This window comes from Streptococcus parasanguinis, assembly GCF_015556095.1.
GTDB classification, from domain to species: domain Bacteria; phylum Bacillota; class Bacilli; order Lactobacillales; family Streptococcaceae; genus Streptococcus; species Streptococcus parasanguinis_Q.
Genome location: NZ_JADNLT010000013.1, coordinates 1 through 22,875, shown reverse-complemented (window position 1 = coordinate 22,875; position 22,875 = coordinate 1). Strand labels below are relative to the sequence as shown.

General features: G+C 43.4%; 28 protein-coding genes and 1 tRNA gene. 8 read left to right on the top strand and 21 right to left on the bottom strand.

Annotated elements, in window-relative coordinates; translation table 11 throughout:
• Positions 1-80: 80 nt before the first annotated feature.
• Entirely contained in the window at positions 81-1,073 is a 993-nt protein-coding gene (gene asnA, locus I2E70_RS09455) for an aspartate--ammonia ligase (RefSeq protein WP_003005888.1), read from the bottom strand.
• Between the two features lie 159 nt (positions 1,074-1,232).
• On the opposite strand from asnA, the gene I2E70_RS09450 reads away from it, so the two are divergent.
• The 4 genes from I2E70_RS09450 to I2E70_RS09435 are packed head-to-tail and all read left to right on the top strand — an operon-like array spanning position 1,233 to position 3,976.
• On the top strand, positions 1,233-1,910 hold the full coding sequence (locus I2E70_RS09450) for a helix-turn-helix domain-containing protein (RefSeq protein ID WP_021152744.1): 678 nt from the start codon (positions 1,233-1,235) through the stop codon (positions 1,908-1,910).
• 2 nt (positions 1,911-1,912) lie between these two features.
• Positions 1,913-3,325 (top strand): Y-family DNA polymerase, encoded by a 1,413-nt coding sequence (locus I2E70_RS09445; protein WP_195424553.1) that lies wholly within the window; start codon positions 1,913-1,915, stop codon positions 3,323-3,325.
• Positions 3,322-3,693, top strand: a complete 372-nt coding sequence (locus I2E70_RS09440; protein WP_195424552.1) for a hypothetical protein — start codon at positions 3,322-3,324, stop codon at positions 3,691-3,693. Before I2E70_RS09445 ends, I2E70_RS09440 begins: the two co-directional genes overlap by 4 nt.
• On the top strand, positions 3,674-3,976 hold the full coding sequence (locus I2E70_RS09435; RefSeq protein ID WP_049514180.1) for a DUF5960 family protein: 303 nt from the start codon (positions 3,674-3,676) through the stop codon (positions 3,974-3,976). Before I2E70_RS09440 ends, I2E70_RS09435 begins: the two co-directional genes overlap by 20 nt.
• A 51-nt stretch (positions 3,977-4,027) precedes the next feature.
• Here I2E70_RS09435 and I2E70_RS09430 read toward each other — a convergent pair whose 3' ends face one another.
• The 10 genes from I2E70_RS09430 to I2E70_RS09385 all read right to left on the bottom strand — a co-directional run bounded on the left by I2E70_RS09430 (position 4,028) and on the right by I2E70_RS09385 (position 11,279).
• Entirely contained in the window at positions 4,028-4,744 is a 717-nt protein-coding gene (locus tag I2E70_RS09430) for a YebC/PmpR family DNA-binding transcriptional regulator (RefSeq protein WP_049514178.1), read from the bottom strand.
• Positions 4,745-4,863: 119 nt separating this feature from the next.
• Positions 4,864-5,961 carry a nucleotidyltransferase gene (locus I2E70_RS09425; protein WP_195424550.1) on the bottom strand — a complete coding sequence of 366 codons (1,098 nt, stop codon included), beginning with the start codon at positions 5,959-5,961 and terminating at the stop codon, positions 4,864-4,866.
• Positions 5,962-5,967: 6 nt separating this feature from the next.
• On the bottom strand, positions 5,968-6,708 hold the full coding sequence (locus I2E70_RS09420; RefSeq protein ID WP_324250410.1) for a class I SAM-dependent methyltransferase: 741 nt from the start codon (positions 6,706-6,708) through the stop codon (positions 5,968-5,970).
• Positions 6,709-6,992: 284 nt separating this feature from the next.
• Positions 6,993-7,346: a ribosome silencing factor gene (gene rsfS, locus I2E70_RS09415; RefSeq protein WP_003005865.1), complete on the bottom strand. Its 354-nt coding sequence runs from the start codon at positions 7,344-7,346 to the stop codon at positions 6,993-6,995.
• 14 nt (positions 7,347-7,360) lie between these two features.
• On the bottom strand, positions 7,361-7,861 hold the full coding sequence (locus tag I2E70_RS09410; protein ID WP_118396855.1) for a cysteine hydrolase family protein: 501 nt from the start codon (positions 7,859-7,861) through the stop codon (positions 7,361-7,363).
• On the bottom strand, positions 7,862-8,458 hold the full coding sequence (gene yqeK / locus I2E70_RS09405) for a bis(5'-nucleosyl)-tetraphosphatase (symmetrical) YqeK (RefSeq protein WP_155200245.1): 597 nt from the start codon (positions 8,456-8,458) through the stop codon (positions 7,862-7,864).
• Positions 8,455-9,087 (bottom strand): nicotinate-nucleotide adenylyltransferase, encoded by a 633-nt coding sequence (locus I2E70_RS09400; protein ID WP_003012335.1) that lies wholly within the window; start codon positions 9,085-9,087, stop codon positions 8,455-8,457. Before I2E70_RS09400 ends, yqeK begins: the two co-directional genes overlap by 4 nt.
• Before the next feature lie 21 nt (positions 9,088-9,108).
• Positions 9,109-9,420, bottom strand: coding sequence for a ribosome assembly RNA-binding protein YhbY (gene yhbY / locus I2E70_RS09395; protein WP_003005853.1), 312 nt, complete (start codon positions 9,418-9,420; stop codon positions 9,109-9,111).
• Between the two features lie 222 nt (positions 9,421-9,642).
• A complete protein-coding gene (gene yqeH / locus I2E70_RS09390) occupies positions 9,643-10,749 on the bottom strand; it encodes a ribosome biogenesis GTPase YqeH (RefSeq protein ID WP_195424545.1) in 1,107 nt (368 codons plus the stop codon).
• A gap of 2 nt (positions 10,750-10,751) precedes the next feature.
• Positions 10,752-11,279, bottom strand: coding sequence for a YqeG family HAD IIIA-type phosphatase (locus I2E70_RS09385; RefSeq protein WP_155246332.1), 528 nt, complete (start codon positions 11,277-11,279; stop codon positions 10,752-10,754).
• A gap of 182 nt (positions 11,280-11,461) precedes the next feature.
• On the opposite strand from I2E70_RS09385, the gene I2E70_RS09380 reads away from it, so the two are divergent.
• Positions 11,462-12,076, top strand: a complete 615-nt coding sequence (locus I2E70_RS09380) for a TVP38/TMEM64 family protein (RefSeq protein ID WP_049483445.1) — start codon at positions 11,462-11,464, stop codon at positions 12,074-12,076.
• Between the two features lie 71 nt (positions 12,077-12,147).
• Here I2E70_RS09380 and I2E70_RS09375 read toward each other — a convergent pair whose 3' ends face one another.
• The 9 genes from I2E70_RS09375 to rlmD form a co-directional block, all read right to left on the bottom strand.
• A complete protein-coding gene (locus I2E70_RS09375) occupies positions 12,148-14,799 on the bottom strand; it encodes a valine--tRNA ligase (RefSeq protein ID WP_195424543.1) in 2,652 nt (883 codons plus the stop codon).
• Between the two features lie 29 nt (positions 14,800-14,828).
• On the bottom strand, positions 14,829-15,398 hold the full coding sequence (locus I2E70_RS09370; RefSeq protein ID WP_155168780.1) for a GNAT family N-acetyltransferase: 570 nt from the start codon (positions 15,396-15,398) through the stop codon (positions 14,829-14,831).
• On the bottom strand, positions 15,385-15,963 hold the full coding sequence (locus I2E70_RS09365; RefSeq protein WP_155168778.1) for a flavin reductase family protein: 579 nt from the start codon (positions 15,961-15,963) through the stop codon (positions 15,385-15,387). The genes I2E70_RS09370 and I2E70_RS09365 overlap by 14 nt, the downstream gene beginning before the upstream one ends.
• A gap of 288 nt (positions 15,964-16,251) precedes the next feature.
• Entirely contained in the window at positions 16,252-16,599 is a 348-nt protein-coding gene (locus tag I2E70_RS09360) for a helix-hairpin-helix domain-containing protein (RefSeq protein WP_003011968.1), read from the bottom strand.
• Between the two features lie 180 nt (positions 16,600-16,779).
• Positions 16,780-17,034: a DUF1912 family protein gene (locus I2E70_RS09355; protein WP_013903179.1), complete on the bottom strand. Its 255-nt coding sequence runs from the start codon at positions 17,032-17,034 to the stop codon at positions 16,780-16,782.
• Between the two features lie 2 nt (positions 17,035-17,036).
• Complete coding sequence (locus tag I2E70_RS09350) at positions 17,037-18,383, bottom strand: DUF438 domain-containing protein (protein WP_195424540.1); 1,347 nt, start codon at positions 18,381-18,383, stop codon at positions 17,037-17,039.
• The gene (locus I2E70_RS09345) at positions 18,383-18,616 is read right to left on the bottom strand and encodes a DUF1858 domain-containing protein (protein ID WP_003005810.1); all 234 of its coding nucleotides are present in this window, start codon (positions 18,614-18,616) and stop codon (positions 18,383-18,385) included. The genes I2E70_RS09350 and I2E70_RS09345 overlap by 1 nt, the downstream gene beginning before the upstream one ends.
• Before the next feature lie 13 nt (positions 18,617-18,629).
• On the bottom strand, positions 18,630-19,073 hold the full coding sequence (locus I2E70_RS09340) for a cytidine deaminase family protein (protein WP_021152718.1): 444 nt from the start codon (positions 19,071-19,073) through the stop codon (positions 18,630-18,632).
• Between the two features lie 7 nt (positions 19,074-19,080).
• Entirely contained in the window at positions 19,081-20,433 is a 1,353-nt protein-coding gene (rlmD, locus tag I2E70_RS09335; protein WP_195424538.1) for a 23S rRNA (uracil(1939)-C(5))-methyltransferase RlmD, read from the bottom strand.
• Between the two features lie 55 nt (positions 20,434-20,488).
• Here rlmD and I2E70_RS09330 point away from each other — a divergent pair, with 55 nt between their 5' ends.
• The 3 genes from I2E70_RS09330 to I2E70_RS09320 all read left to right on the top strand — a co-directional run bounded on the left by I2E70_RS09330 (position 20,489) and on the right by I2E70_RS09320 (position 22,701).
• Positions 20,489-21,265: a phosphotransferase gene (locus I2E70_RS09330; protein WP_195412150.1), complete on the top strand. Its 777-nt coding sequence runs from the start codon at positions 20,489-20,491 to the stop codon at positions 21,263-21,265.
• Positions 21,266-21,275: 10 nt separating this feature from the next.
• Positions 21,276-22,058: a recombination regulator RecX gene (gene recX, locus I2E70_RS09325; protein WP_195412151.1), complete on the top strand. Its 783-nt coding sequence runs from the start codon at positions 21,276-21,278 to the stop codon at positions 22,056-22,058.
• A 109-nt stretch (positions 22,059-22,167) separates the two neighbouring features.
• The gene (locus I2E70_RS09320; RefSeq protein ID WP_003005798.1) at positions 22,168-22,701 is read left to right on the top strand and encodes a DUF402 domain-containing protein; all 534 of its coding nucleotides are present in this window, start codon (positions 22,168-22,170) and stop codon (positions 22,699-22,701) included.
• A gap of 99 nt (positions 22,702-22,800) precedes the next feature.
• On the opposite strand, the gene I2E70_RS09315 is transcribed toward I2E70_RS09320, so the two are convergent.
• Positions 22,801-22,874: transfer RNA gene (locus I2E70_RS09315), tRNA-Pro, on the bottom strand.
• Position 22,875 lies beyond the last annotated feature (1 nt).

Genomic DNA, 22,875 nt, shown 5'->3' with positions numbered 1-22,875 from the left:
AAAAAAATCAGAAAATTGCGATTTGATATGGTCAAGCGATAATTAAAAGAGCCGAGCACTCTGCTCGACTCTTTCTTTCCTTATAGGATATTTTCATATTCATCGCGGACAGATTGAGGCCAGACACTGGTTTGGACTTCACCGATATGTTTCTTACGAAGTAAGAACATAGCCAAACGAGATTGTCCAATCCCTCCACCAATTGTAAGTGGGAAAAGACCATTTAACAAAGCTTTGTGCCACTCTAATTGGAGACGATCCTCGTCCCCTGTAATCGCAACTTGACGGCGAAGCGTATCTTCATCAACACGGATCCCCATTGAAGACAACTCAAAGGCGGAACCTAGAACGTCATTCCAGACGAGGATATCACCATTCAAGCCCTTGTAGCCATTTTCAGACTCTGTTGTCCAGTCATCGTAGTCAGGTGCACGTCCATCGTGTGGTTTGCCATCTGCAAGCTCTCCACCAATCCCGATCAAGAAAACGGCTCCGAATTCTTTGGCAATGGCATTTTCACGCTCTTTTGGAGTTAAATCTGGATAACGTTCCACCAATTCTTCTGTGTGAACAAAAGTAATTTGTTTTGGAAGAACTGATTCAATATCATAGCGCGCTTCTACTGCTAGTTCTGTCAAACGAATCGCCTTGTAGATCTTTTCAACCGTTTCTTTAAGGTAGGCGATGTTGCGTTGACCATTTGGGATGACTTTTTCCCAGTCCCATTGGTCTACATAAACAGAGTGGATAGCGTCTAGCGAATCTTCATCTGGACGAAGAGCCTTCATATGGACAAAGAGACCTTCTCCTTCGCCAAACCCAAAACGTGCCAAGGTATGGCGTTTCCATTTTGCGAGTGAATGCACGACTTCATAAGTCTCATCAGGAATTTGAAGGACCTTTACAGATACCGGATGTTCAATCCCAGAAAGGTTATCCTGCATCCCGTCTCCGACCTTGCTCAAAATTGGCCCTTGGACTTCAATGATGTCCAATTTATCTTTTAAATATTGTGTAAACGTCGTTTTAACAAACGAAATTTCCTTTTGTTGATGGATAAAACTTTTTTTCATATAGTTCCTCATTTATAGACATTTTAGAATTGATTATACTCCTTTTTCAATCAAAATCAAGTCTTTTCATTCGTTTTCAACTGAATTTTTATCTTGCAAAAAGGATTCATTTTTGATAAACTATATGTAACTTTTAAAACGTTACATAGGAGAAACGACATGTTTGATGCAAAAAAACTAAAAGAAAGACGCCTGGAAAAAGGCTTGACCCAGGCAGATGTCTACGAGGATCTCAAAATTTCTCGCAAGACTTACTCCAGTTGGGAGAATGGCTTAGCAGAGCCACACGAAAAAAATCTCAGGAGGTTGGCCAAGCGCCTCTCCGTTAAAGAGGACTACTTTATTAACAAAGACTCCGCACTCTACACCTACCCTTTATTAACCCCACCTCATCAAAAGAAAGTTGACCAATTGGCCAGCCAGTTATTGGAACAGCAGCAAAAAGTTGTTTCCTTGACGGCTTATAAGGTTCTTTCGATTGAGCTAGCAGCTGGTTTAGGACATACCTTTTATGATAACGAAACGGACTATGAAACCGTCTATTTTGACCAAGAGATCCAACACGACTTTGCCTCTTGGGTATCCGGAAATTCGATGGAACCTCTCTATCCCAATGGTTCTGTTGCCCTCATGAAGCAGACTGGATTTGACTACGATGGAGCGGTCTATGCCCTCATCTGGAATGGAAAAACCTACATTAAGAAAGTCTATCGGGAGGCTGAAGGCTTGCGCTTAGAATCCATCAACCCTGACTACGATGATTTATTTGCTCCTTACGAAGACGAGCCAAAAATCGTCGGCATTGTGGTCGGGCATTTTCTTCCGCTTGAGGTGTAAATATGCTATTTGATTATTCACGTGAGCCTCATTCTGATATTGCTTTTGTGGATATGAAAAGTTTTTATGCCAGCTGTGAGTGTGTCCGTCTGGGCCTAAATCCCCTGACCACTTCTCTTTGCGTCATGAGCCGGAGCGACAATTCTGCTGGTCTGATTTTGGCCAGCTCTCCCGTTTTCAAACAAGTCTTTGGCAAGAAGAATGTGAGCCGGAGCTACGACCTGCCTTTTGATCTCAAAACCAGAAAATTCAATAGCTACGTCGCAAAAAAACAAGGATTGCCGACGGATCCAGGCTTTATTGCATCCATTGAATCCTGGGCCAAGAGGACCCTGATTGTGCCACCACGCATGAATGCCTACATTCAGGTCAATATGGAGATTCAGAAGGTCTTTCAGGAATTTGCGGCACCCGATGATATTTTCCCTTACTCGATTGACGAAGGCTTTATCGATCTGACTTCTTCCTTAAATTATTTTATTCCAGATTCCTCCCTCTCGCGAAAGGAAAAACTGGACCTTCTTTCTGCCAGGATTCAAAAAAGAATCTGGCAGGAAACTGGAATCTATTCTACCATTGGCCTCAGCAACGCCAATCCCCTTCTTGCCAAGCTAGCCTTGGACAACGAAGCCAAGCATTGCCGAAATATGCGCTCCAACTGGTCTTACGAAGACGTAGAAAGCAAGGTCTGGAAACTGCCCCAGCTCACTGATTTTTGGGGCATTGGACGTCGCACTGAAAAACGATTGCAAGGGATCGGGATCACGTCGATTAAAGAACTGGCTCAGGCTCATCCCGATCTCTTAAAGAAAGAATTCGGAGTCATGGGGCTTCAACTTTGGTTCCATGCTCATGGCATTGATGAAAGCAATGTCCACAAACCTTATCGTCCGAAGTCACGAGGCATTGGCAATTCTCAAATCTTGCCCTATGACTACCATCTACAAGCCGACATTGAACTGGTATTTCGGGAGATGGCTGAACAGGTGGCTATTCGCTTGCGACGGAAAAAAAAGAAGACCCAGCTGGTCTCCATTCATGCCTCCTACTCCAAAATCGAGGGGCTTCCGTCCATTCACTGCCAGCAAAAGATTGAACCCACCCAATCTACCAAGGTTTTATCCGATACGGTTCTGCGGCTCTTTCGCTCCAAGTACAAAGGCGGAGCCATTCGGCAGGTTGGTGTTTTTTATGGAGAACTTGTCGAGGAGTCTCTTCAACTCTTTTCTCTCTTCGATGATCCAGTAGCCTTGGAAAAAGAGGAGAAACTCCAGCAGACGATTGACCGCATTCGGGACCAATTTGGCTTCACCTCTCTTCAGAAAGGCTCCTCACTACTAGAAAACTCACGCGCCATTGCACGCAGTAAATTAACAGGCGGACATTCCGCAGGAGGCTTAGATGGATTAACATGATCGACCGTTCTTATCTCCCTTATCAATCCGCACGCGAATTTCAAGACCGTGGCATGGCCAAATGGGCCGGCTTCTTTTTATCTGAGCACACAACTGCCCTGGATACAAAAGAAATTGACCGCAGTCAACTCAACGTTCTTCCTCTTTCTGAACAGATCCAGCTCCTGGAGCAGGCCTTCCAACAACAAACGACGATCTCGATTACGACTCTAGAGGGGAATCAATTTGCAACTTACACAGGTTCGATTCACACCTTATCTGCTTCTGAGCTTCTTCTCAAAAGCAATGGTCACTACCACCGGCTCCTTCTGACCTCTATCATTTTTATTGAAGCTGAGGAAACACCGTATGAAACCAATTCAGACTAAACACGAATTACAATTTGATTATTTTTCAGAGAATTACCACCAATTTGAGACAGACTTTTACAAGTGGGCGGCTACTTCTACGCCACTCGTCTTTTTAGAAGACGATATTCTCCACTCTATGGCAGCAGGCCAGCGAAACTACTTTCGTCTTCACCACACCAAAAGTCGGGATCATCGAGATCATTATTTCTATTTTAAGGTTTCCACACTCTCCCAATCACCCCTGACCCGTATTTATGCTTATACAGGACATTTCTTACAAAAAAAGGATAGCTTTATCTGAGAAGCTATCCTTTTATTTAATTTTTAATTTCACTACAGTCCGTACGAGTGATTAGAATCCATCTACGTTGGTGTAGATTTTTTGTACGTCTTCATCGTCTTCAAGAACGCTATAAAGTTTTTCAAATGTTTCCAAATCTTCACCTGACAACTCAACTTCTGATTGAGGAATCATTTCCAATTCAGTTACTTGGAATTCTTCAACACCTGATTCACGTAAAGCAACGATCGCTTTGTGAAGATCAGTTGGAGCAGTGTAAACAGTGATGCTTCCTTCTTCTGCTTCAACATCATCTACATCCACATCTGCTTCAAGCAAAAGCTCAAAGATGGCATCCGCATCATCACCTGCAAAGACAATAACACCCTTGTTGTCAAAGAGGTAAGATACAGAACCAGAAGCTCCCATGTTACCGCCGTTTTTACCAAAAGCCGCACGGACATTGGCAGCTGTACGGTTAACGTTTGACGTCAAGGTATCAACGATCAACATTGAACCATTTGGTCCGAACCCTTCGTAACGCCCTTCTGTAAAGGTTTCGTCAGTGTTTCCTTTTGCCTTGTCGATCGCTTTATCAATCACGTGTTTTGGCACTTGCGCTTGTTTAGCACGGTCGATAACGAATTTCAAAGCAGTATTCAATTCTGGATCTGGTTCACCCTTTTTAGCGGCTACATAGATCTCAACACCAAATTTGGCATATACTTTTGAGTTAGCACCATCTTTGGCAGTTTTCTTGGCAACAATATTGGCCCATTTACGTCCCATGAGGATTCTCCTTAAATTTTTTCAAATTATTTTCAATCTTTTATATTATATCACAAATCATAAGACTTGGAAGAGTTTTTTGCGCATCATCCCGGATGGAACTACTCTCCAACCATCCATTATTCATCTCTTAGTCTCACCGGCACCCGACCCCAGATCTGCTCTTGCAACTGGGAATGGCCTAGTTGATACACCTGATCTGCTTGCTGAGTTAAGGCATCCCAAGGTTCCTTACCAATCCGCGTCACCAAGTCCACTTGACCTTTTAGTGACTTGAGGTGGGCCTGTCCCTTTTCAGTGAAACCCAAGACATGGATAGCGGTCGGCAAGATTTTTTCTCTCGCACCTACTAAAATATAAGTCAAAATGCGGCGGACACGCGCCTTGGTATAGCGCTTGGTTGCGACTTTCTCCACCAGGTCTTCCACAGAGCTAGCACTTCGAATGGCATCCCTTATCCGATTGGCCAGCTCTTCATTGACCTGAAATATCTGTGTCAGATCCGGATGGGTTAAGATTTGATAACGAAGCAGTTGGTCATAATCCTCCCAAGATACCTGTGGAGCCGAATGAAAGAGTTGGCTATTAGGCATAAATTTGTCGACAAAGTCTTGATCATCCTTGTGTAGGCGTAGACTAGTCGCAGAAGCATAGGCCACCTCTTTTTCTTCTGAATGGTAGCCCGCACCTTGACGTTGGATAGGCTTGAGCGCAATCCCCTTCCCAGCACAAGCCTTGGCATAAGCCAAGCCCAGGATATGGTTGGGAGTACCCCCTGTGAACTCCACTCCAGCAAAGGTTTCCCACATTTTTTGGGTCTTTTGTGGATAGGATAAGTCTTCTGGAAGATTTCGCAAGAAAGCTTCCATTTCCACTTCTTTCTCAGAGTAAATAGTTGTAATCGCTTGGTAATCTAAGACTTCTTCTGTCCCAAAGGTCAATTGGTCGATTCCCAGACGGGACAAGATCTCCACCGCTCCCTTGGCAAAATGATCAGCCGACTGAACAGCTACGAGAAAGGGGAGCTCGACCACCAGGTCTGCTCCATTTTCCAAAGCCATCTGTGCGCGAATCCACTTGTCTACAATGGCAGGTTCGCCACGTTGAACAAAATTCCCAGACATGGCCACAATCTTCAGCCCCTCTGCCTGTTCCAGCAGGTACTTGTGTCCATTGTGAAAAGGATTAAATTCTGCAATAATACCTGTAACTGTCATGCTGTCCTACTTCTGTGCTACAAAAAACCATCGTTTGCTGGTCTTTGTTGGCTCTTTATCTTCAAAGTCCGCGTACAATTTGAAAGATTTAAAGCCAGCCTGCTCCAGCAAAATGTCATAGGTTAAGACCTCATAGGTACGCTCCTCATGGACTTCATCGTGCCGACTAAAGCTGCCATCCTCTTCTTGGACAAAGAAGGTCAGCTCATGGACGATCGAGTGAGGGGCTGCATCCTCATAGGTATCCCAGAGCATGGCAAAATCTTCTGCATTTTCGTGATAAGAATAGCCCGGGAAAACCTCATCCGTCTGGTAGGTCGAATGGACATCAAAAATAAAGACCCCGTCTTCGTTTAGGGCATTGTAAACTTCTTTGAAGACATCTCCCACTTCCACCTCGTCCTGCATGTAGCAGATAGAATCCGAATAGCAAGTCACGAAATCATAAGTACCTGCTTGCGACAGGTCCAGCATATTGCCCTCGATAAAATCAATCTTTTGCTTGGCTGAAGCCGCTCTTTTTTCAGCAATTTTCAGCATATCAGCACTCAAGTCTAATCCTGTTACGTCAAAGCCAGCTTGGGAAAAGCGGACAGACTGAATCCCTGTCCCACAAGCCAATTCCAGTAATTTTTTCCGATTCTTACTTTTAGGGAGATGCCGGAGAGAAAAATCCGTCCACAAATCATACAGACTATCATCCATGACCGCATCATAGACCGCTGCAAACGTTTCATAAGTCGCCATATTCATGATACCAAGTCCGCCCGAAATCCGATAGAAAATTAGGAGCACGACGATGGAGCTAAGCTCCAAGGAGAGCTATCTATTTTCCGAGGATTACAGGACGGGTTCAAATCCTTTCTAAGATACCAAGAGCATTAAAAACATGGAGAAAATAACAACTTTGCCCATAGTTTTTAGCTCGTGTTCCGTTACCAAACTAACTTAACACGAGGCCCTATCCTTTCTTTCCATAGAATTTCAATTTAACCAACAAAACTCAGTTGCTACCAACTGAGTTTACCTGCTTATGCTAGGGCTGCTGAAAGATCGACAGCACTTGCTTCGTGCCATAGCTTTTCTAGGTTATAGTGGGCACGCATTTCTTCTGAGAAGACATGGACCACCACACTACCTAAGTCAAGAAGGACCCAACCTCCAGCTGAATCACCTTCGACGTGGCTGGCATTGCCACCAGCTTCAACGACCTTCTCGCGAATATTTTCAGCGATAGCCTCCAATTGGCGGCTGTTCATAGAGCTTGCGATGACAAAGTAATCTGTCACGCTGGTTAAGCTTTGAACATCCAAAGCTACAATGTCTTCTGCACGCTTTTCATCTGCTGCTTTGACAACTAGTTCAAGTAGTTCTTTTTCTTTCATGTAATCCTCTTTCCTTAAAAAATTGATTTGTAATCTAAGACATCCGCAAAACGTTCTGCCCAAATATTTTCATAAAATTCATTAAGCGTTTCTGCCGGAATATCCTCTCCATCAAAGGTTGTGACAGCTCCTTCTGGAATGACCAGCTTGTAGCCATATTCAAATCCCACTTTGACGGATGTATCGACACAATATTCTGTCTGCATACCACACAGGACCAGTTGTTCAATCTCTTGTTGATCCAAGTATTCTTTTAATCCTGTCTCTTTAAATATGCTATTGTATCGCTTCTGAAACACCTTTTCATTCTCCTGTCTTTTCAACAGAGGAGATAATTGCCAATCTTCCGAAGTTAAAGCCTCAGGCGTTTCAATATGCTGCATGTAGATAATTTCAATCTGCTCTTTTCTAGCCTGATCTTGCAAATAAGCGATCTTCTCTAAGAGCTTTTCTGTCTCAAAACCTGTTTCCACTAAGATATTTTGTACATCAATAATGATAAAAGCTGTCTTCACTCACTGCTCCTCTTTCAAATACTTCACAAAGGCATTATAGGTTTCGATGGTTTGGGGATAAATGGGCAGTCCTTGGTGGGCCAAGTGTTCGACTGTGCGAGCCGTCTCATAGGCCACCGCACGATCCAAGGAGACTTGGGCGATTTCACGAGCTTGATCTACCCCTGGAAAGGCCCGGTTATGCTCAATATAATCTGCCACATAGACAATCTTGTCTAAGGTTGACATCTGATCACTCCCAACCGTATGAATCTCAATACTGCGAAGAATGGCTGGATCTGTCAGTCCTAGATCTTCTTGGATCTTATAAATCCCGACCATCCCATGCCAGACATTGTTACCCCAGTTTTTTAATGCTGGATCCAGCTCATAGCGATCAATCAAGTCCAGAAATTCCTGATCTGATAATTTCTTGGCGTAGTCATGTAAGAGACCTGCTAGGCCAGCCTGCTCTTCGTCAGCCCCATAGCGTTTGGCCAAGTCACGCGCAGCCTTCTCAACCCCTAAACAGTGGGTTAGCCGCTTTTCTGGCAGGATTTGACGCATTTTTTCAAGCAAGACCTCACGAGAAAAGCCTAGATAGTTTTCATAGGTCATTGATACAATCCTTCTTTCTTGATGTAGTCCAAGACTGGTTTTGGCAACATAAAATTCGGCGTCCGGCCTTTGGCTACAAAATCACGTACCATACTAGAGGAGATGTCCATGAGAGGAACATCCACCCAGATCACCGGATAAGAAGTTCCTGCCTTATAGCGTGGTCGCTGGACCCCGACAAATTGTACAATCTCCACCAATTCATCGATGCGGTGCCATTTTGGTAAATAATCTACCATATCTGCACCAATGATGAAGTAATAATCTGTGTCTGGATCCCGTTCATTGAGCAAGAGCATGGTGTCGTAGGTATAGGAAATCCCTTTCCGCTCGAGTTCAATCGTCTCGATTTCCAGACCTTCAATGCCTTCAATGGCTAATTCCAGCATCTTAAGGCGATGGTGCTCTGCAATCGTCCCCTTGGCATCGACATGCGGCGGCTCATACTCAGGCATCAAGAGCACCTTATCTAACCCTAATTGTTGGCGCACTTGATCCGCAACGACCAAATGGGCATTGTGGACCGGATTGAAATTTCCACCCAAAATACCAACTTGTTTGCGTTTCTTGTCTTTGATCTCTGGCTCTAACTCTACCTTGGTAAAGGGAGTCAATAGTTCAATTGCCATAGGTTTGCTCTCCTCGATGTCCTAAATTTCTTTTACCTTCGCTGAAATTTTACGATTTTCTTTTTTGCTTGATTGTTTGAACAAGATGAGAATCCGACCAATCTTTTGGACCGTTTCCACACCGATTTCTTCTTCCAAGATTTCTGCTACTTCATGGATATTCTCATCCGTATTTTGAAGAAGAGTCACCTTGATCAGTTCGCGCGCATCTAGCGCTTGGCGCACACTGGTTTTGATTTGGTCATTAAGCCCGTTTTTCCCAATTTGGATAATAGGTTTGAGGCTGTGGGCTTGGCTGTTGAGGAAAGCCCGTTGTTTAGATGTTAATGTCATGTTTTTACTTCCTTTTTTTGATCGTTATTTTAAGTGGTGGGGACGGCCGGAACTAATTTTTCAAAGATCTCATCTTTGAAAAATGGATTTCCTCACCTCAAAATGGAGCCTTGGTCTCCATTTTGCCCTTGCCAATCTCACGATTGGCAACTACACCACGGCAATAACGATCTCTTTATGAGCTCACTTTGTTCGCTCTTCAGATATATTTTTTCCTATTTTTTAAATAATAGCTTTGCGGGTAACGACGGCGACGCCTTCTGGTGCCCAGACGGCTACTTTGGCTTCTCCATTGACGCGGATCCAGCCGAGTCCTGAGATGACCAGGTCTGTCTTGTCCTTGATGGTAAACTCATGGGAAATCAAAGGCGGGAATTCTTCTTTTTCCTTGCTATTGGGTGGAGTTAATAGGCCGCCGACATGCTTGTCATAAAAGGCGGTCGCGCCCTCTAGCTTGGTTCGGTGAAGCTTGAGTTCGTTATCAAAGAAAGCGGTGAAACCTTGCTTTTCCCCCTTAATAAAGTCAAAACGTCCTAGACCACCCAAGAAGAGGGTTTGCTCTGGATTAAGCTGATAAGTCTTAGGCTTGATTTCCTTTTTAGGGCTGACATACTTGAGATTTTTTGCTGTCAAGTAATGAGCCATCTGGTGGCGATGGATAATCCCTGGGGTATCGTAGATGTAGGATCCATCGTCCAATGGGATTTCGATCTTGTCCAGTGTCGTCCCTGGGAAGCGAGAGGTCGTGATGATATCCTTGTCTCCAGTGATTTCTTGGATGATTGCATTGATGAGGGTCGATTTCCCTACGTTGGTCACACCCACCACATAGACGTCACGGCCCTTACGGTACTGCTCGATCTTTTCCATCAAGTCCTTGATCGCACTCTTATTTTGAGCAGAGGTGAGGACCACATCAACAGGACGCATGCCTTCTTCGTGGGCCCGTTCCATCAACCAGTGGGTCACCTTGCTATCCTTGACAGACTTGGGCAAGATGTCTTTTTTGTTTCCGACCAAGAGGACATCATTTCCTGCTACAAAGCGCGGTAGGCCAGGGATAACGGATCCATTAAAGTCAAAAATATCCACTACATTGACCACTAGTGCGTCACTATCCCCTACTTCGTGAAGGAGTTTTAGGAAATCATCATCTGTCAGATGCACATCTGTGATTTCATTATAGTGACGGAGACGAAAACAGCGTTGGCAATAGACTTCGCCTGTTTCCAAGCCCTTTTCAAGAGCTGATTGGGGAGTATAGCCTAGCCCCTCTTTGTTTTCTGTCTGAATGGACGCTCCACAGCCAATACAGAATAATTCTTCCATTCTTAAATTCCTTTTTTGTATACAATCGGACCATATTTTTCGGCCATTTGCTTCATAACACGGCGTTCACGCGCCCGGTTGATCTGCGTCTTGATCGAGTCATGCTCGACCAAAGGCTTGACCAAAATCGAACGAATGCCTGCACGATGGGCAGCCCGGATATCCGTCATCAGTTGATCCCCGACCATGACCACTTCATTTTTCTCATAGTGGAAACGTTTGAGGGCCCGATCAATCCCAAAAGTAAAGGGCTTGAGCGACCAGGCTTCATAGTCAATATCAAATTGCTCAACAGCGCGCTTGACCCGTTTGGGACTATTATTAGACACCACGATAACCCGAATCCCTCCATCACGAAGGTCATGCAACCACTGGCGCATTTCAGGAGTCCCATCCGGATTATTCCAAGCAATCAAGGTATTATCCAAATCCACAAGGACCGCCTTGATACCCTGTTTTTTCAAGTCTGTAACGGTGAGATCATAGGCTGCTTCCACCGCAAAATCTGGTTTGTAATTTTCGATTGACACGTTTTTCTCCATTTTTTATACTCCTTTCATTGTAGCATAAAAAGGCCCATTTTGCACCCGCTTCACGACTAAAACAGCGACAGACTCCGATCAGGTCGCTTTCACTACTCAAAAAATAGACAAAATCCTTACAAACTTCCAAAAACATGGTATAGTAGAAGAAAAAGAACTCGGAATTTTTTATGAAACAAACAAGCTTAAAAGAGGTCTCTCCTCTTCTCCAGCGCATCATCAATTGGTCATCCATTATTGGGGCCCTCGCAACCTTGGCCTTTTGTATCTGGGCCTACTTTTCTGGCATCCTTCAATCCAAAGAAACCTTGTCAGCTTTTATTCTCCAAGCAGGCATCTTTGGACCACCTCTCTTTATCTTTCTTCAGATCCTTCAAACAGTGGTCCCTATTATTCCTGGCGCCCTGACATCTGTCGCTGGTGTCTTTATCTATGGCCACATCATTGGTACCATCTACAACTACATCGGAATCGTCATTGGCTGTGCCATTATCTTCCACCTAGCCAGAATGTACGGGCCTAAGTTCGTCCAATCTATGGTCAGTCAGAAGACCTACGACAAGTACATTGGCTGGCTCAATGAAGGCAAGCGGTTCGATCGCTTCTTTATCTTCATGATGATCTGGCCCATTAGTCCCGCTGACTTCATCTGTATGCTGGCAGGTCTGACGAAGATGACCTTCAAACGCTACATGACTATCATCATCCTCTGCAAGCCTATCACCCTCGTTATCTACACCTATGGCCTGACCTATATCATCGATTATTTCTGGAAAATGGTCTAAAAATAGGTTACTTAAACTTTTTCTCTTACAGAATCATACAAAAAACACGGCATACCGCCGTGTTTCTGTGTTTATTTAACGAGTTTCTTCATCTCATCAATACGTGCGACAGTCGCATCGTACTTCGCTTGGTAGTCGGCTTGTTTGTCGCGTTCTTTTTGGACGACTTCTGGTTTGGCATTGGCTACGAAGCGTTCGTTAGAGAGCTTCTTACCGACCATATCCAGTTCTTTTTGCCATTTGGCCAATTCTTTTTCAAGACGAGCCAATTCTTCTTCGACATTGAGAAGGTCAGCAAGTGGCAAGTAGATTTCTGCACCTGTGATGATGCTTGACATAACCAAATCAGGTACCTCTACATCTGCTGCAATTTCCAAGTGTTCTGGATTTGTGAAGCGTTTGATGTAGTTGACGTTATCATTGAAGAAGGCATCAAGCTTGCTGTCGCTTGTCTTGATCAAGATAGTGATTGGTTTGCTTGGAGCTACGTTCACTTCTGCACGTGAGTTACGAACGGAGCGAATCACATCTTTAAGAGCTTCAACGCCGGCTGCTGCTTCTTCGTTTTCAAATTCTGGACGAACCACTGGGTATTCCGCAGTCACGATCGTTCCTTCAGAGATTTGACCATAGATTTCCTCAGTCACGAATGGCATGATTGGGTGAAGGAGACGCAAGATTTGATCCAAGGTGTAAAGAAGAACAGAACGAGTGATGACTTTTTCGTCCTCATTGTCACTGTATAGCACTTCCTTAGTCAACTCAACATACCAGTCCGCAAACTCATCCCAGATGAAGTTGTAAAGGATGTGACCAGCCACACCGAATTCGAACTTGTCAAAGTTTTCAGTGACCTTACTGATCGTTTCGTTGAGGTTGTGGAGAATCCAACGATCTGTCACGTTACCTGCTTGACCAGCAGCCACTTTAGCTACATTTTCACGCGCCACATCCAAGGTCAAACCTTCATTGTTCATGAGGATGTAGCGAGAGATATTCCAGATCTTGTTAATGAAGTTCCATGACGCATCCATTTTCTCGTAAGAGAAACGCACGTCTTGACCTGGTGCAGAACCGTTTGAAAGGAACCAACGAAGGGCATCGGCACCGTATTTCTCGATAACATCCATTGGGTCGATACCGTTACCAAGAGATTTCGACATCTTGCGTCCTTGCTCGTCACGAATGAGACCGTGGATAAGGACATTTTGGAACGGCTGACGGCCAGTGAATTCCAATGATTGGAAAATCATACGAGATACCCAGAAGAAGATAATGTCGTAACCTGTTACCAAGGTTGATGTTGGGAAGTAACGTTTGAAGTCTTCTGAGTCGACATCCGGCCAGCCCATAGTTGAGAATGGCCAGAGGGCAGAACTGAACCAAGTATCTAAAACGTCTTCATCCTGTTTCCATCCGTCACCTTCTGGAGCTTCTTCGCCAACGTACATTTCACCCTCAGCATTGTACCAAGCAGGGATTTGGTGACCCCACCAGAGCTGACGAGAAATAACCCAATCGTGGACATTTTCCATCCATTGAAGGAAGGTATCGTTGAAACGAGGTGGGTAGAATTCTACTTTGTCGTCTGTATCTTGGTTTGCGATAGCATTTTTAGCCAATTGGTCCATCTTCACGAACCATTGCGTAGACAAGCGTGGCTCAACCATAACTCCAGTACGCTCTGAGTGACCAACTGAGTGGGTCATATTCTCAATCTTAACAAGCGCACCGATTTCTTCTAACTTCTTGATAACAGCCTTACGAGCTTCAAAGCGGTCCATGCCGTTGAATTCACCAGCCAATTCATTCATGGTACCATCATCGTTCATAACGTTCACTTGCGGAAGATTATGACGTTGACCAACCAAGAAGTCATTCGGGTCGTGGGCAGGAGTGATTTTCACCACACCAGTACCAAATTCAGGGTCTGCGTGCTCATCGCCAACGATTGGGATTGGCTTGTTCAAGATTGGCAAGATAACATTTTGACCAATCAAGTCTTTATAACGGTCATCATTTGGGTTAACCGCTACGGCTGTATCCCCAAACATGGTTTCAGGGCGTGTTGTTGCTACTTCAAGGGCACGTGAACCGTCTTCCAACATGTAGTTCATGTGGTAGAAGGCACCTTCCACATCCTTGTGAATAACCTCGATATCAGAAAGGGCTGTACGAGCTTTTGGATCCCAGTTGATAATAAATTCACCACGGTAAATCCAGCCCTTCTTGTAAAGCTCTACAAAGACCTTACGAACGGCTTTTGATAGACCTTCGTCAAGGGTGAAACGCTCACGAGAGTAATCTACAGAGAGCCCCATCTTGCCCCATTGTTCCTTGATAGTCGTCGCATATTCGTCTTTCCATTCCCAGACTTTCTCAAGGAATTTTTCACGACCCAGGTCATAACGAGAGATGCCATCTTCAGCCAATCGCGCTTCTACTTTAGCTTGAGTGGCAATCCCAGCATGGTCCATCCCTGGAAGCCAAAGCGTATCAAAACCTTGCATGCGTTTTTGACGGATGATGATATCCTGTAAAGTCGTATCCCAAGCGTGACCAAGGTGAAGTTTCCCAGTTACGTTTGGTGGTGGAATCACGATTGAGTAAGGCTTAGCCTTTTGATCTCCAGAAGGCTTGAAAACATCTTCGTCAAGCCATTTTTGGTAACGACCAGCCTCAACCTCGGCTGGATTGTATTTAGGTGAAAGTTCTTTAGACATGTGTGTGTCCTTTCTAGTTATTTCTATTTTTAATGTTGATCTTGAGTTTCCCACTCACTCTTCAGCAAGCCATATCTCAAATCATCACAGCGGTTGCCTTGAGCATCTTTGCGGTCTCTTATGCGAGCTTCGAGGGTAAAACCAAGTTTCTCAGCGACGCGTTGACTTTGGATATTGTAGCCAAAGCAAGACAATTCTACCTTATGAAGCCCCAGTTCTTTAAAAGCCAGATCAATCAAAGCACGCGCTGCTTCTGGCACATAGCCTCGACCCCAATAGTCTGGGTGTAAGGTATAGCCAAGTTCTAGCACATCGTCTTCGTGGCGATGGTTGAAATCAACAGAACCGATTACTTTATCGGTCCCTTTGACCACAATTCCATAGCCTGCTGGGAGATTGTCCTTTTCATTGCGCTCAGGAAGGATATGTTCTAGGTAATAAATCTCGTCTTCCAAGGTCTTGACGGGTGGAAAGCCTGCTGGGTAAGAAACCTCTGGAAGACTAGCGTAAGCATAGATGTCCTCTGCATCAGCCACTGTTCGGACTCGTAAGACCAGACGCTCCGTTTCGATTTTATCTGGCGACTCAGCTCTTGTCATTCTTCTTCCTCGCTTTCTTCATAAAGCTTCCCATGGGATCGACTCGGTCATCTAGATAACGATAAACGCGCTGATGGCCGTCCCCCATAAAGTAAGTCGGCGCAAAACGGTCATTTTTAAAATGCCCCTTGTCATCTAAGAGCTCTGGATCGGCCAGTCGTTCGAGAATCTTAGCAAAGATATGGCAGATGCCATCTTCCTCGATAATCCGATCTACCTGGCAATCCAAAACGACTGGACAAGCCTCCAAAATTGGGGCCTGAGTCTGCTCAGAAATCTCGTAGTCCAGCCCTAGGTGTTTCAATTTCTCCCGATGGCTAATAAAGCCAGCTTGCTCCATCTCAAGCATGAGATGTTCATCAGGGATGTTGACAGTGAACTGTCGATAATGCTTAATCTGGTCTGCCGCATTTTCCTCAGCACCAACACCGATGACCAGCCAATCTCCCAGACTATAAGAGGAACTGCAGGTTGTGATATTGTGCTCAAAGTTCTGGTCCTGATACCCCAAGATGAAGATCGGAAAACCATAGTAGAGTTTACTGGTGTTAAAAGATTGTTTCATGACAACCTCCTTTGGCTAGGGGTGTAAAAGAAAAATCGTCCCTGTCATTAATCTGACAGGGACGAATGTGTTGATCCGCGGTACCACCCAAATTCGGGCAAAGCCCGCATCTCTCGTCTTTAAAACAAAAAGACATTATTATTTCATTTTCATCCATTAGCAACCAGTTTTGACACATTTGTGGACTTCTCAGCACCGCCACTTTCTGTAAAATGTGGGATTCAAAACACCTCTAATAGGTTCATTTTAGCAAGTTTTCCTTGAAATAGCAAGAAATCACAAAAACAATTATTTAAATTTAACGCCTAGTTCTTTCAATTTCTTGATCGTAGCTGGACCGATTCCTTTAAGGGCCAACAACTCTTTTTCTGTCCAGTTTGCGAAGTCCGCAACAGAGCGAATACCTTCATCATAGAATGTTTGCGCACGATCAAGTGCCACACCTTCCAAACTTGCAGCAAATTCTTCCACTGAAGAAGCCGCTTGTTTCACTTCTTTCGCCACTGCTTTTGTAGCTTTCTCAACCTTTTTAGGTGCTTCTTTCACAGCTGCAGTTACAGTTGCGACAGCTTTTTTCAAAAGATGTCTATTTTGATGTTTGTATTGTTTCGCACGGTTTACGTTCTTCTTTGCCATTTTTCCTCCTAAATTCAGTGATCAATCCCTAAGGCAACAAGGTTTCATCACCATTATTCCATTCAATAATCCGTTGATGTCATTTCAACTTTTTTATTGTAACACAATCCCCTAAAAAATCAAGTCATTGCTCGATTTTCAGGTAAATCTAGCTAGTAAAACGCCTTCAATAATCACCTTCTAGTATTTTCTTTCACCAAAGAGGCCATCTGGTAAATCATGAAATCCTTTTCCAGCATGGAAATTTTCAAACTTCCCTTGCAAAAACTGATACGCATCCAAACGGCTTTCATAGCGAATCATAGCAATTTTAGCTCGCTCATCCTGATCTTCATCAAAAACCTTCTTACTTTCTTCGAGAGCCATTTCATTGATCATGACTTGAGTCTTGATCCACTCCTCAAACTCTTTCATAAACTCTGTTTCGTAACTCATCTTTACTCCATTCCTCTATAAAAATCCGTATCGATCTCCCGATAAGGTTGAATGTCCTGAACATATTCCAAGACTCCTTGAAACTCTCCAGCTTCATCACGCACGGCTGCATAGGTAACATGGACAAATTTCCCACGCGATTCTGATTTGAACCACATTTCATACTTGTCTTTTTTCCCTTCACGAAGCCCCTGCATGATGGCTTTGACCTTCTCCAAATATTTCGGTGGGTGACACAGCTCAACATTGCGTCCTACCTGCGATGGCGTCCTCTTAAAAATCATTTCCTCAAAAGGCGCAGCATCATTGTAATATTGGAAAATATCATCCTTATTGACAAAGGTGATCTCCATTGGTAACTGGTTCAAGATTAAATTCGCTTGCTCCACCGATAAAAATCCATGACCAAAAGCTTGTGGCTGCTTGCGATCGAAGCTCTCTTCTTTTTTCTTAGGCGTGAAGGTAATCGTCAATTGTCCCTCAGGAGTCTCAATGACCTGACGGTGCTCATCTCCTTTTGAAGAAGGAAGCGGTTCAGTTGAACTCTCTGACTCTCTTGCTCCTTCTTCCTTGAAGTCCACACGTTTCGGCACCCATTTCTCACTTGAGAGAATAATGGCATAACCATAAGCATCACTTTCTTCTGCAATGGAGAGCCAGTCATCCTGGGTAAAGGACTCCAGCAAAATCATCAAGAGGATCGACTCTTCCTTGAAGATCATGCGCTCAAACTCTTGTGCAAAGGCTTCAAAGCGTTCCTTGACTTCAGAAATACTAGAATCCGGTAATTTCTTTGCCGCATCCAAAGTTTTCGCAAAGAGTTCCCGAATCTGGTCATCTACTCCCCACATCACTTTTGGTGGGGAATCATGACCATATTTTTCCATAATCGGAAACATCAACTCTTCCTTACGACGGTAATGCCGGTCAAATTGACCCACCAAGCCCAGCTGACGTAACAAGCCCTTATGAATCTCCTGAATCATCTCAGGATCCTCAGTCGTCTCATAATTGTCTAGCAAGCGACGTACCCGCATCATAGCGGCTCGAAGGGCTAAGTTCTCCTGTTTAAAGATTTGAACAGGATGCCCTGGGTGGTCAGTATCTGCTACTTCGACCCCTTGAACCGCATTCTTAAAGAGATTGGCATGGACATCACAAAGCTCCATAACATCTTCAAAAGTAACCCCTGCATCGGAGTTCATCAGTTCATGCTCCATGAGAGAGATCTCAATCGCAGAAACCCCTGCAAAGGTCGCATCAAAGCGCTCCTGAACCGACTCAGGGGAAGCTCCATGATGAAGCTCTAATAAGATATCTCTTAAGACGTGAATTCGTTCATCACTCATTAGTCTAGCCCCACTACTTCATAGCCATTAGCCTCTAGTGTTCGCACAATCTTCTCCATAGGCGTACCTTCTAATTTTGATCCTTGTTTCAAAGAAACCTTGCGCCCAACTGTATTGCGCATGATCGGATTAGCTAAGGGTTTAAAGCCCAACTCCACCAACAAATCCAATACTTCCGGATGTTGATCAATGACTTGAGCAACTGGAATCGATACATCAATAACATTGTCCATTTATTTATTTCCTCTACTCATTCCCTTTATTTTCTCTCTGACGAGCCCGTTCTTCTCCCCACCAAAGAGGCATCAGTTCACCTAAAGTAATGGTCTTGCGACTCTCATAATCCACCATAAATTCTAGATGACGATTCTCTGCATCTAGCTCAAGGAGAAATTCGCGGCAGGCCCCACAAGGCATCCCAGAACCTTCTCCATAAGGAGGTTTGTCTCGAAAAGCAATAATGCGCTTGACCTTGGTTTGTCCTGATTGTTGATACATGTTGAAGAGAGCTGCTCGTTCGGCACATAAATGAAAGACGCCACAGGTTCCTTCCATACAAAAGCCCGTAAAAATCTGACCATCTGCAGCCTCAACAGCAGCAACCACATGTCGAGCATAGACAAAATCTGAAACCTCTTGAGGCGCATAGAGAGCTTTCGCCTCAAGATAAAGTTTTTCCCAAATATCCATTCTTCTTTCACTTCTTCACTAATTTCACAACTGCTTCTGTCCGTGCAGTATGGGGGAACATGTCCACTGATTGAATGTATTCAACCTGATAAACCTTTGTCAAAGACACTAAATCCCGTGCCAAAGTAGAGACATTACAAGAGACATAGACCATCTTTTCAGGTGCATAGTGCAACAAGGTCTCGATTAATTTTGTACCCAAGCCCGTACGAGGTGGATCCACGATCACAGCATTAGCCCGATAGCCTTCTTGGTACCAGCGAGGAATGATCTCTTCTGCTGTACCAGCCTCATAGTGGGTATTCTCAAATCCCATCCGCTTAGCATTGTATTTGGCATCTTCAATTGCTTCAGGAATAATATCCATCCCCCGAACACTTTTCACTCTATTAGCAAAAGCAAACCCAATCGTTCCAACCCCACAGTAGGCATCAATCAGGTGATCTTCTGGAGAAACATCTAGAGCCTTAACAGCCTCACTATACAATACCTCAGTTTGTTCCGGATTCAACTGGTAAAAGGCTCGAGGAGACAGAGAGAATTCATAATCCAAAACACCTTCCAAAATGGCCTCTTCTCCCCAAATAATCTGCGTTTGTTCCCCATAAATCTCACTGGAACGAGACGTATTTTTGTTAACAGCAACTGTGACAATCTCAGGGTGTTTCGTGACCAAGTCTTGCACCAAATTGTTTACATTAATCTGACGACTGGTGACCATAATGATCTGAACCTGACCAGACTTCCGAGCCCGTCGAACCATCATGGTTCTGACACCCAGTTCTTTACGCTCATCAGCAATCGGAATCTGATAATAGGTCAATAAATCTGCTAGATCATTAGCAATCTCTTGAATAACCGGATCTTGAACCAAACAATCTTTTAATTCCACTAGGTAATGGGAATTTTGAGCATAAAGCCCCGCCTTCACCTGACCCTTGAATTTCCTTGTTTGAAATTGCAATTTTGCCCGATAGTAAAGTGGCTCCTGCATTCCGATTGTCGGCCGAATATCATACTGTTCAAATCCTTCAGGTGAGAACTTCTTCAAGGCCTGTTGCAATAAATCTGTCTTAAACTCCAGCTGCTTGTCATACTTCAAATGCATGATTTGACAACCACCACAGGTCTCATAGATATCACACATGGGCGTCACACGAAACTTAGACGCCTTATTCACAGATAGGAGTTTGGCTTCCGCAAAATTTTTCTTGACACTTGTAATTTGACAGAAGATATCTTCTCCCTTCAAAGCGCCTGGCACAAAGACAAGTGTTTTTTTATAAAAGCCAATTCCTTCTCCGTTAATCCCCATACGCTTGATTTTTAATGGAATTTTTTGTTTAACTTTAAGACTCATAAGTCTATTATACCACGTAGTTTCTCAATGTTTAAGAATATGTTACAATAAAACCATGAATACAAAGATATCTCATTTTTCCCCATTGGATTTTCCTGAGCAATTACGAACTTATATAGAGGGAGCAACTCTTTCTGACAACTCTTCTCATTCAGGCGCAACGGTTCTCTATCTTGATTCAGGTTACTATTTGAAAATAGATCAAAAGGGAAGATTAGAGCGAGAAGCTAGAATTGCAAGTTTGTTTGAACAAGAGGGAATAGGAACTCCAGTCATCCACTATCTATCTACAGATAAAGACTACCTCCTGACTAAAGAGGCTATTGGTCATGATACTCTCGCTTTTTTAGACCAGCCAGAAAAAATCTGCCGAACCATGGCCGAAGCTCTTAAAAAACTTCACAGCTTTTATCCGCAAAATTTTCCATCAGAAAATCATTTACAGGCCTATAAAGACAGAGCCTTAAAAAACTATGAAAAAGGTGAGTTCTATGCCAAGGCTCTCCTACCCCAATTCCGGATTAGCAGTCGTGAAGAGGCCTTCCAGCTCATTCGAGAACAAGGGCACCTTTTAAAGACAGATGCCTTTATTCACGGGGATGCCTGTCTACCGAACCTTATTCTAAAAGATGCTGACCACTTCTCTTGTTTTATTGACCTTGGCTTAGCTGATTTCAGTGACCGACATATCGATCTCTTTTGGACAGTTTGGTCCCTCAACTATAACCTACATGACCCGAAATACGCTGAACTATTTCTTGACTATTATGGGAGAGAACAGGTCGATATAAATAAACTTCGACTCGTTGCTGCCTTTGAAGCGTTTGGATAAAAGGAAAACCATGAAAATCACAAAACTAGAAAAGAAAAAACGTCTCTACCTGCTAGAACTTGATAGCGACCAAACCTGCTATATTACAGAGGATACCATTGTTCACTTTATGTTGACCAAGGATAAGGAAATTAGTCCTCAAGAGTTTACAGAAATTCAAACCTTTGCACAATTTTCCTACGGAAAAAACTTGGCGCTCTACCACTTATCCTTCAAGGCCCGTACTGAAAAAGAAGTCAGAGACTATTTAGTTAAACATGAGATTGATGAGAAAATCATACCACAAGTCATCCAAGCCCTAAAAGAAGACAAGTGGTTAGATGATCGTCAATATGCAAGAAACTTGATAGAGGCCAACCTTCTCAGTGGCGATAAGGGCCCTCTCTTATTACAACAAAAAATTCAACAAAAAGGGATCTCAAAATCTATCCTTCAAGAAATACTTGCAGACTATGATTTTTCAGAAGTGATCGACCGTACCGCAATAAAACTCCTAAAAAAATACCAAGGAAAATATCCGTTAAAAGCCATTGAAACGAAAATCATCCAAGCACTCATTTCAAAAGGCTTTGCGTACAACCAAGCTCAAATAGCTTTACAAAATCTCGAACTCGAAACAGATGAAGAAACAACACATGACCTCATTCTAAAAGAGTTAGAAAAGCAATACCGTAAATACAGTAAAAAATATGAAAGCTATGACCTCAAACAACGCTTGACTCAAGCACTAGCCAGAAAAGGCTACGACTATTCTGATATAAAATCAGCCATCAGGGACTTCTTAGGTGAATAATTCTATCTTAAACAATCAATTTGGAAATATAATAGAAAAATAAGAAAAAATTTGAAAAAATATGATACAATATAGAGGATATACTTAGATTGTAGAAAGTTGGTAAGTTATGAAACTACCTAAAGAAGGCGACTTTATTACAATTCAAAGTTATAAACATGATGGCAGTTTACACCGAACATGGCGTGACACCATGGTATTAAAGATAACCGAAAATGCAATTATTGGAGTAAATGATCATACACTTGTTACTGAAAGTGATGGTAGACGTTGGATTACACGTGAACCAGCGATCGTATATTTCCATAAAAAATATTGGTTTAACATCATCGCCATGATCCGTGACAATGGTGTGTCTTACTACTGTAACCTAGCAAGTCCATTTCACATTGACCAAGAAGCCTTAAAATATATCGACTATGATCTCGATGTCAAGGTTTTTACAAATGGTGAAAAAAAATTGTTAGATGTGGAAGAATACGAGCAGCATAAAGAAAAAATGCACTATTCAGATGACATCGATTTTATTTTAAAGGAAAATGTTAAGGTTCTAGTAGATTGGATAAACCAAAACAAAGGTCCCTTTTCTGAGGAATATATCAAAATTTGGTATAACCGTTATGTTGAACTGCGAAATAAATAAAGTTGGAAAGAGCGAAAGCTCTTTTTTCTTGTAATGCAATAAGATAATCACCTACAAAAAAAAGCCTAATGACAATCATTAGACTTTTTCAATACACTATCGGGAAGACAGGATTCGAACCTGCGACACCTTGGTCCCAAACCAAGTACTCTACCAAGCTGAGCTACTTCCCGA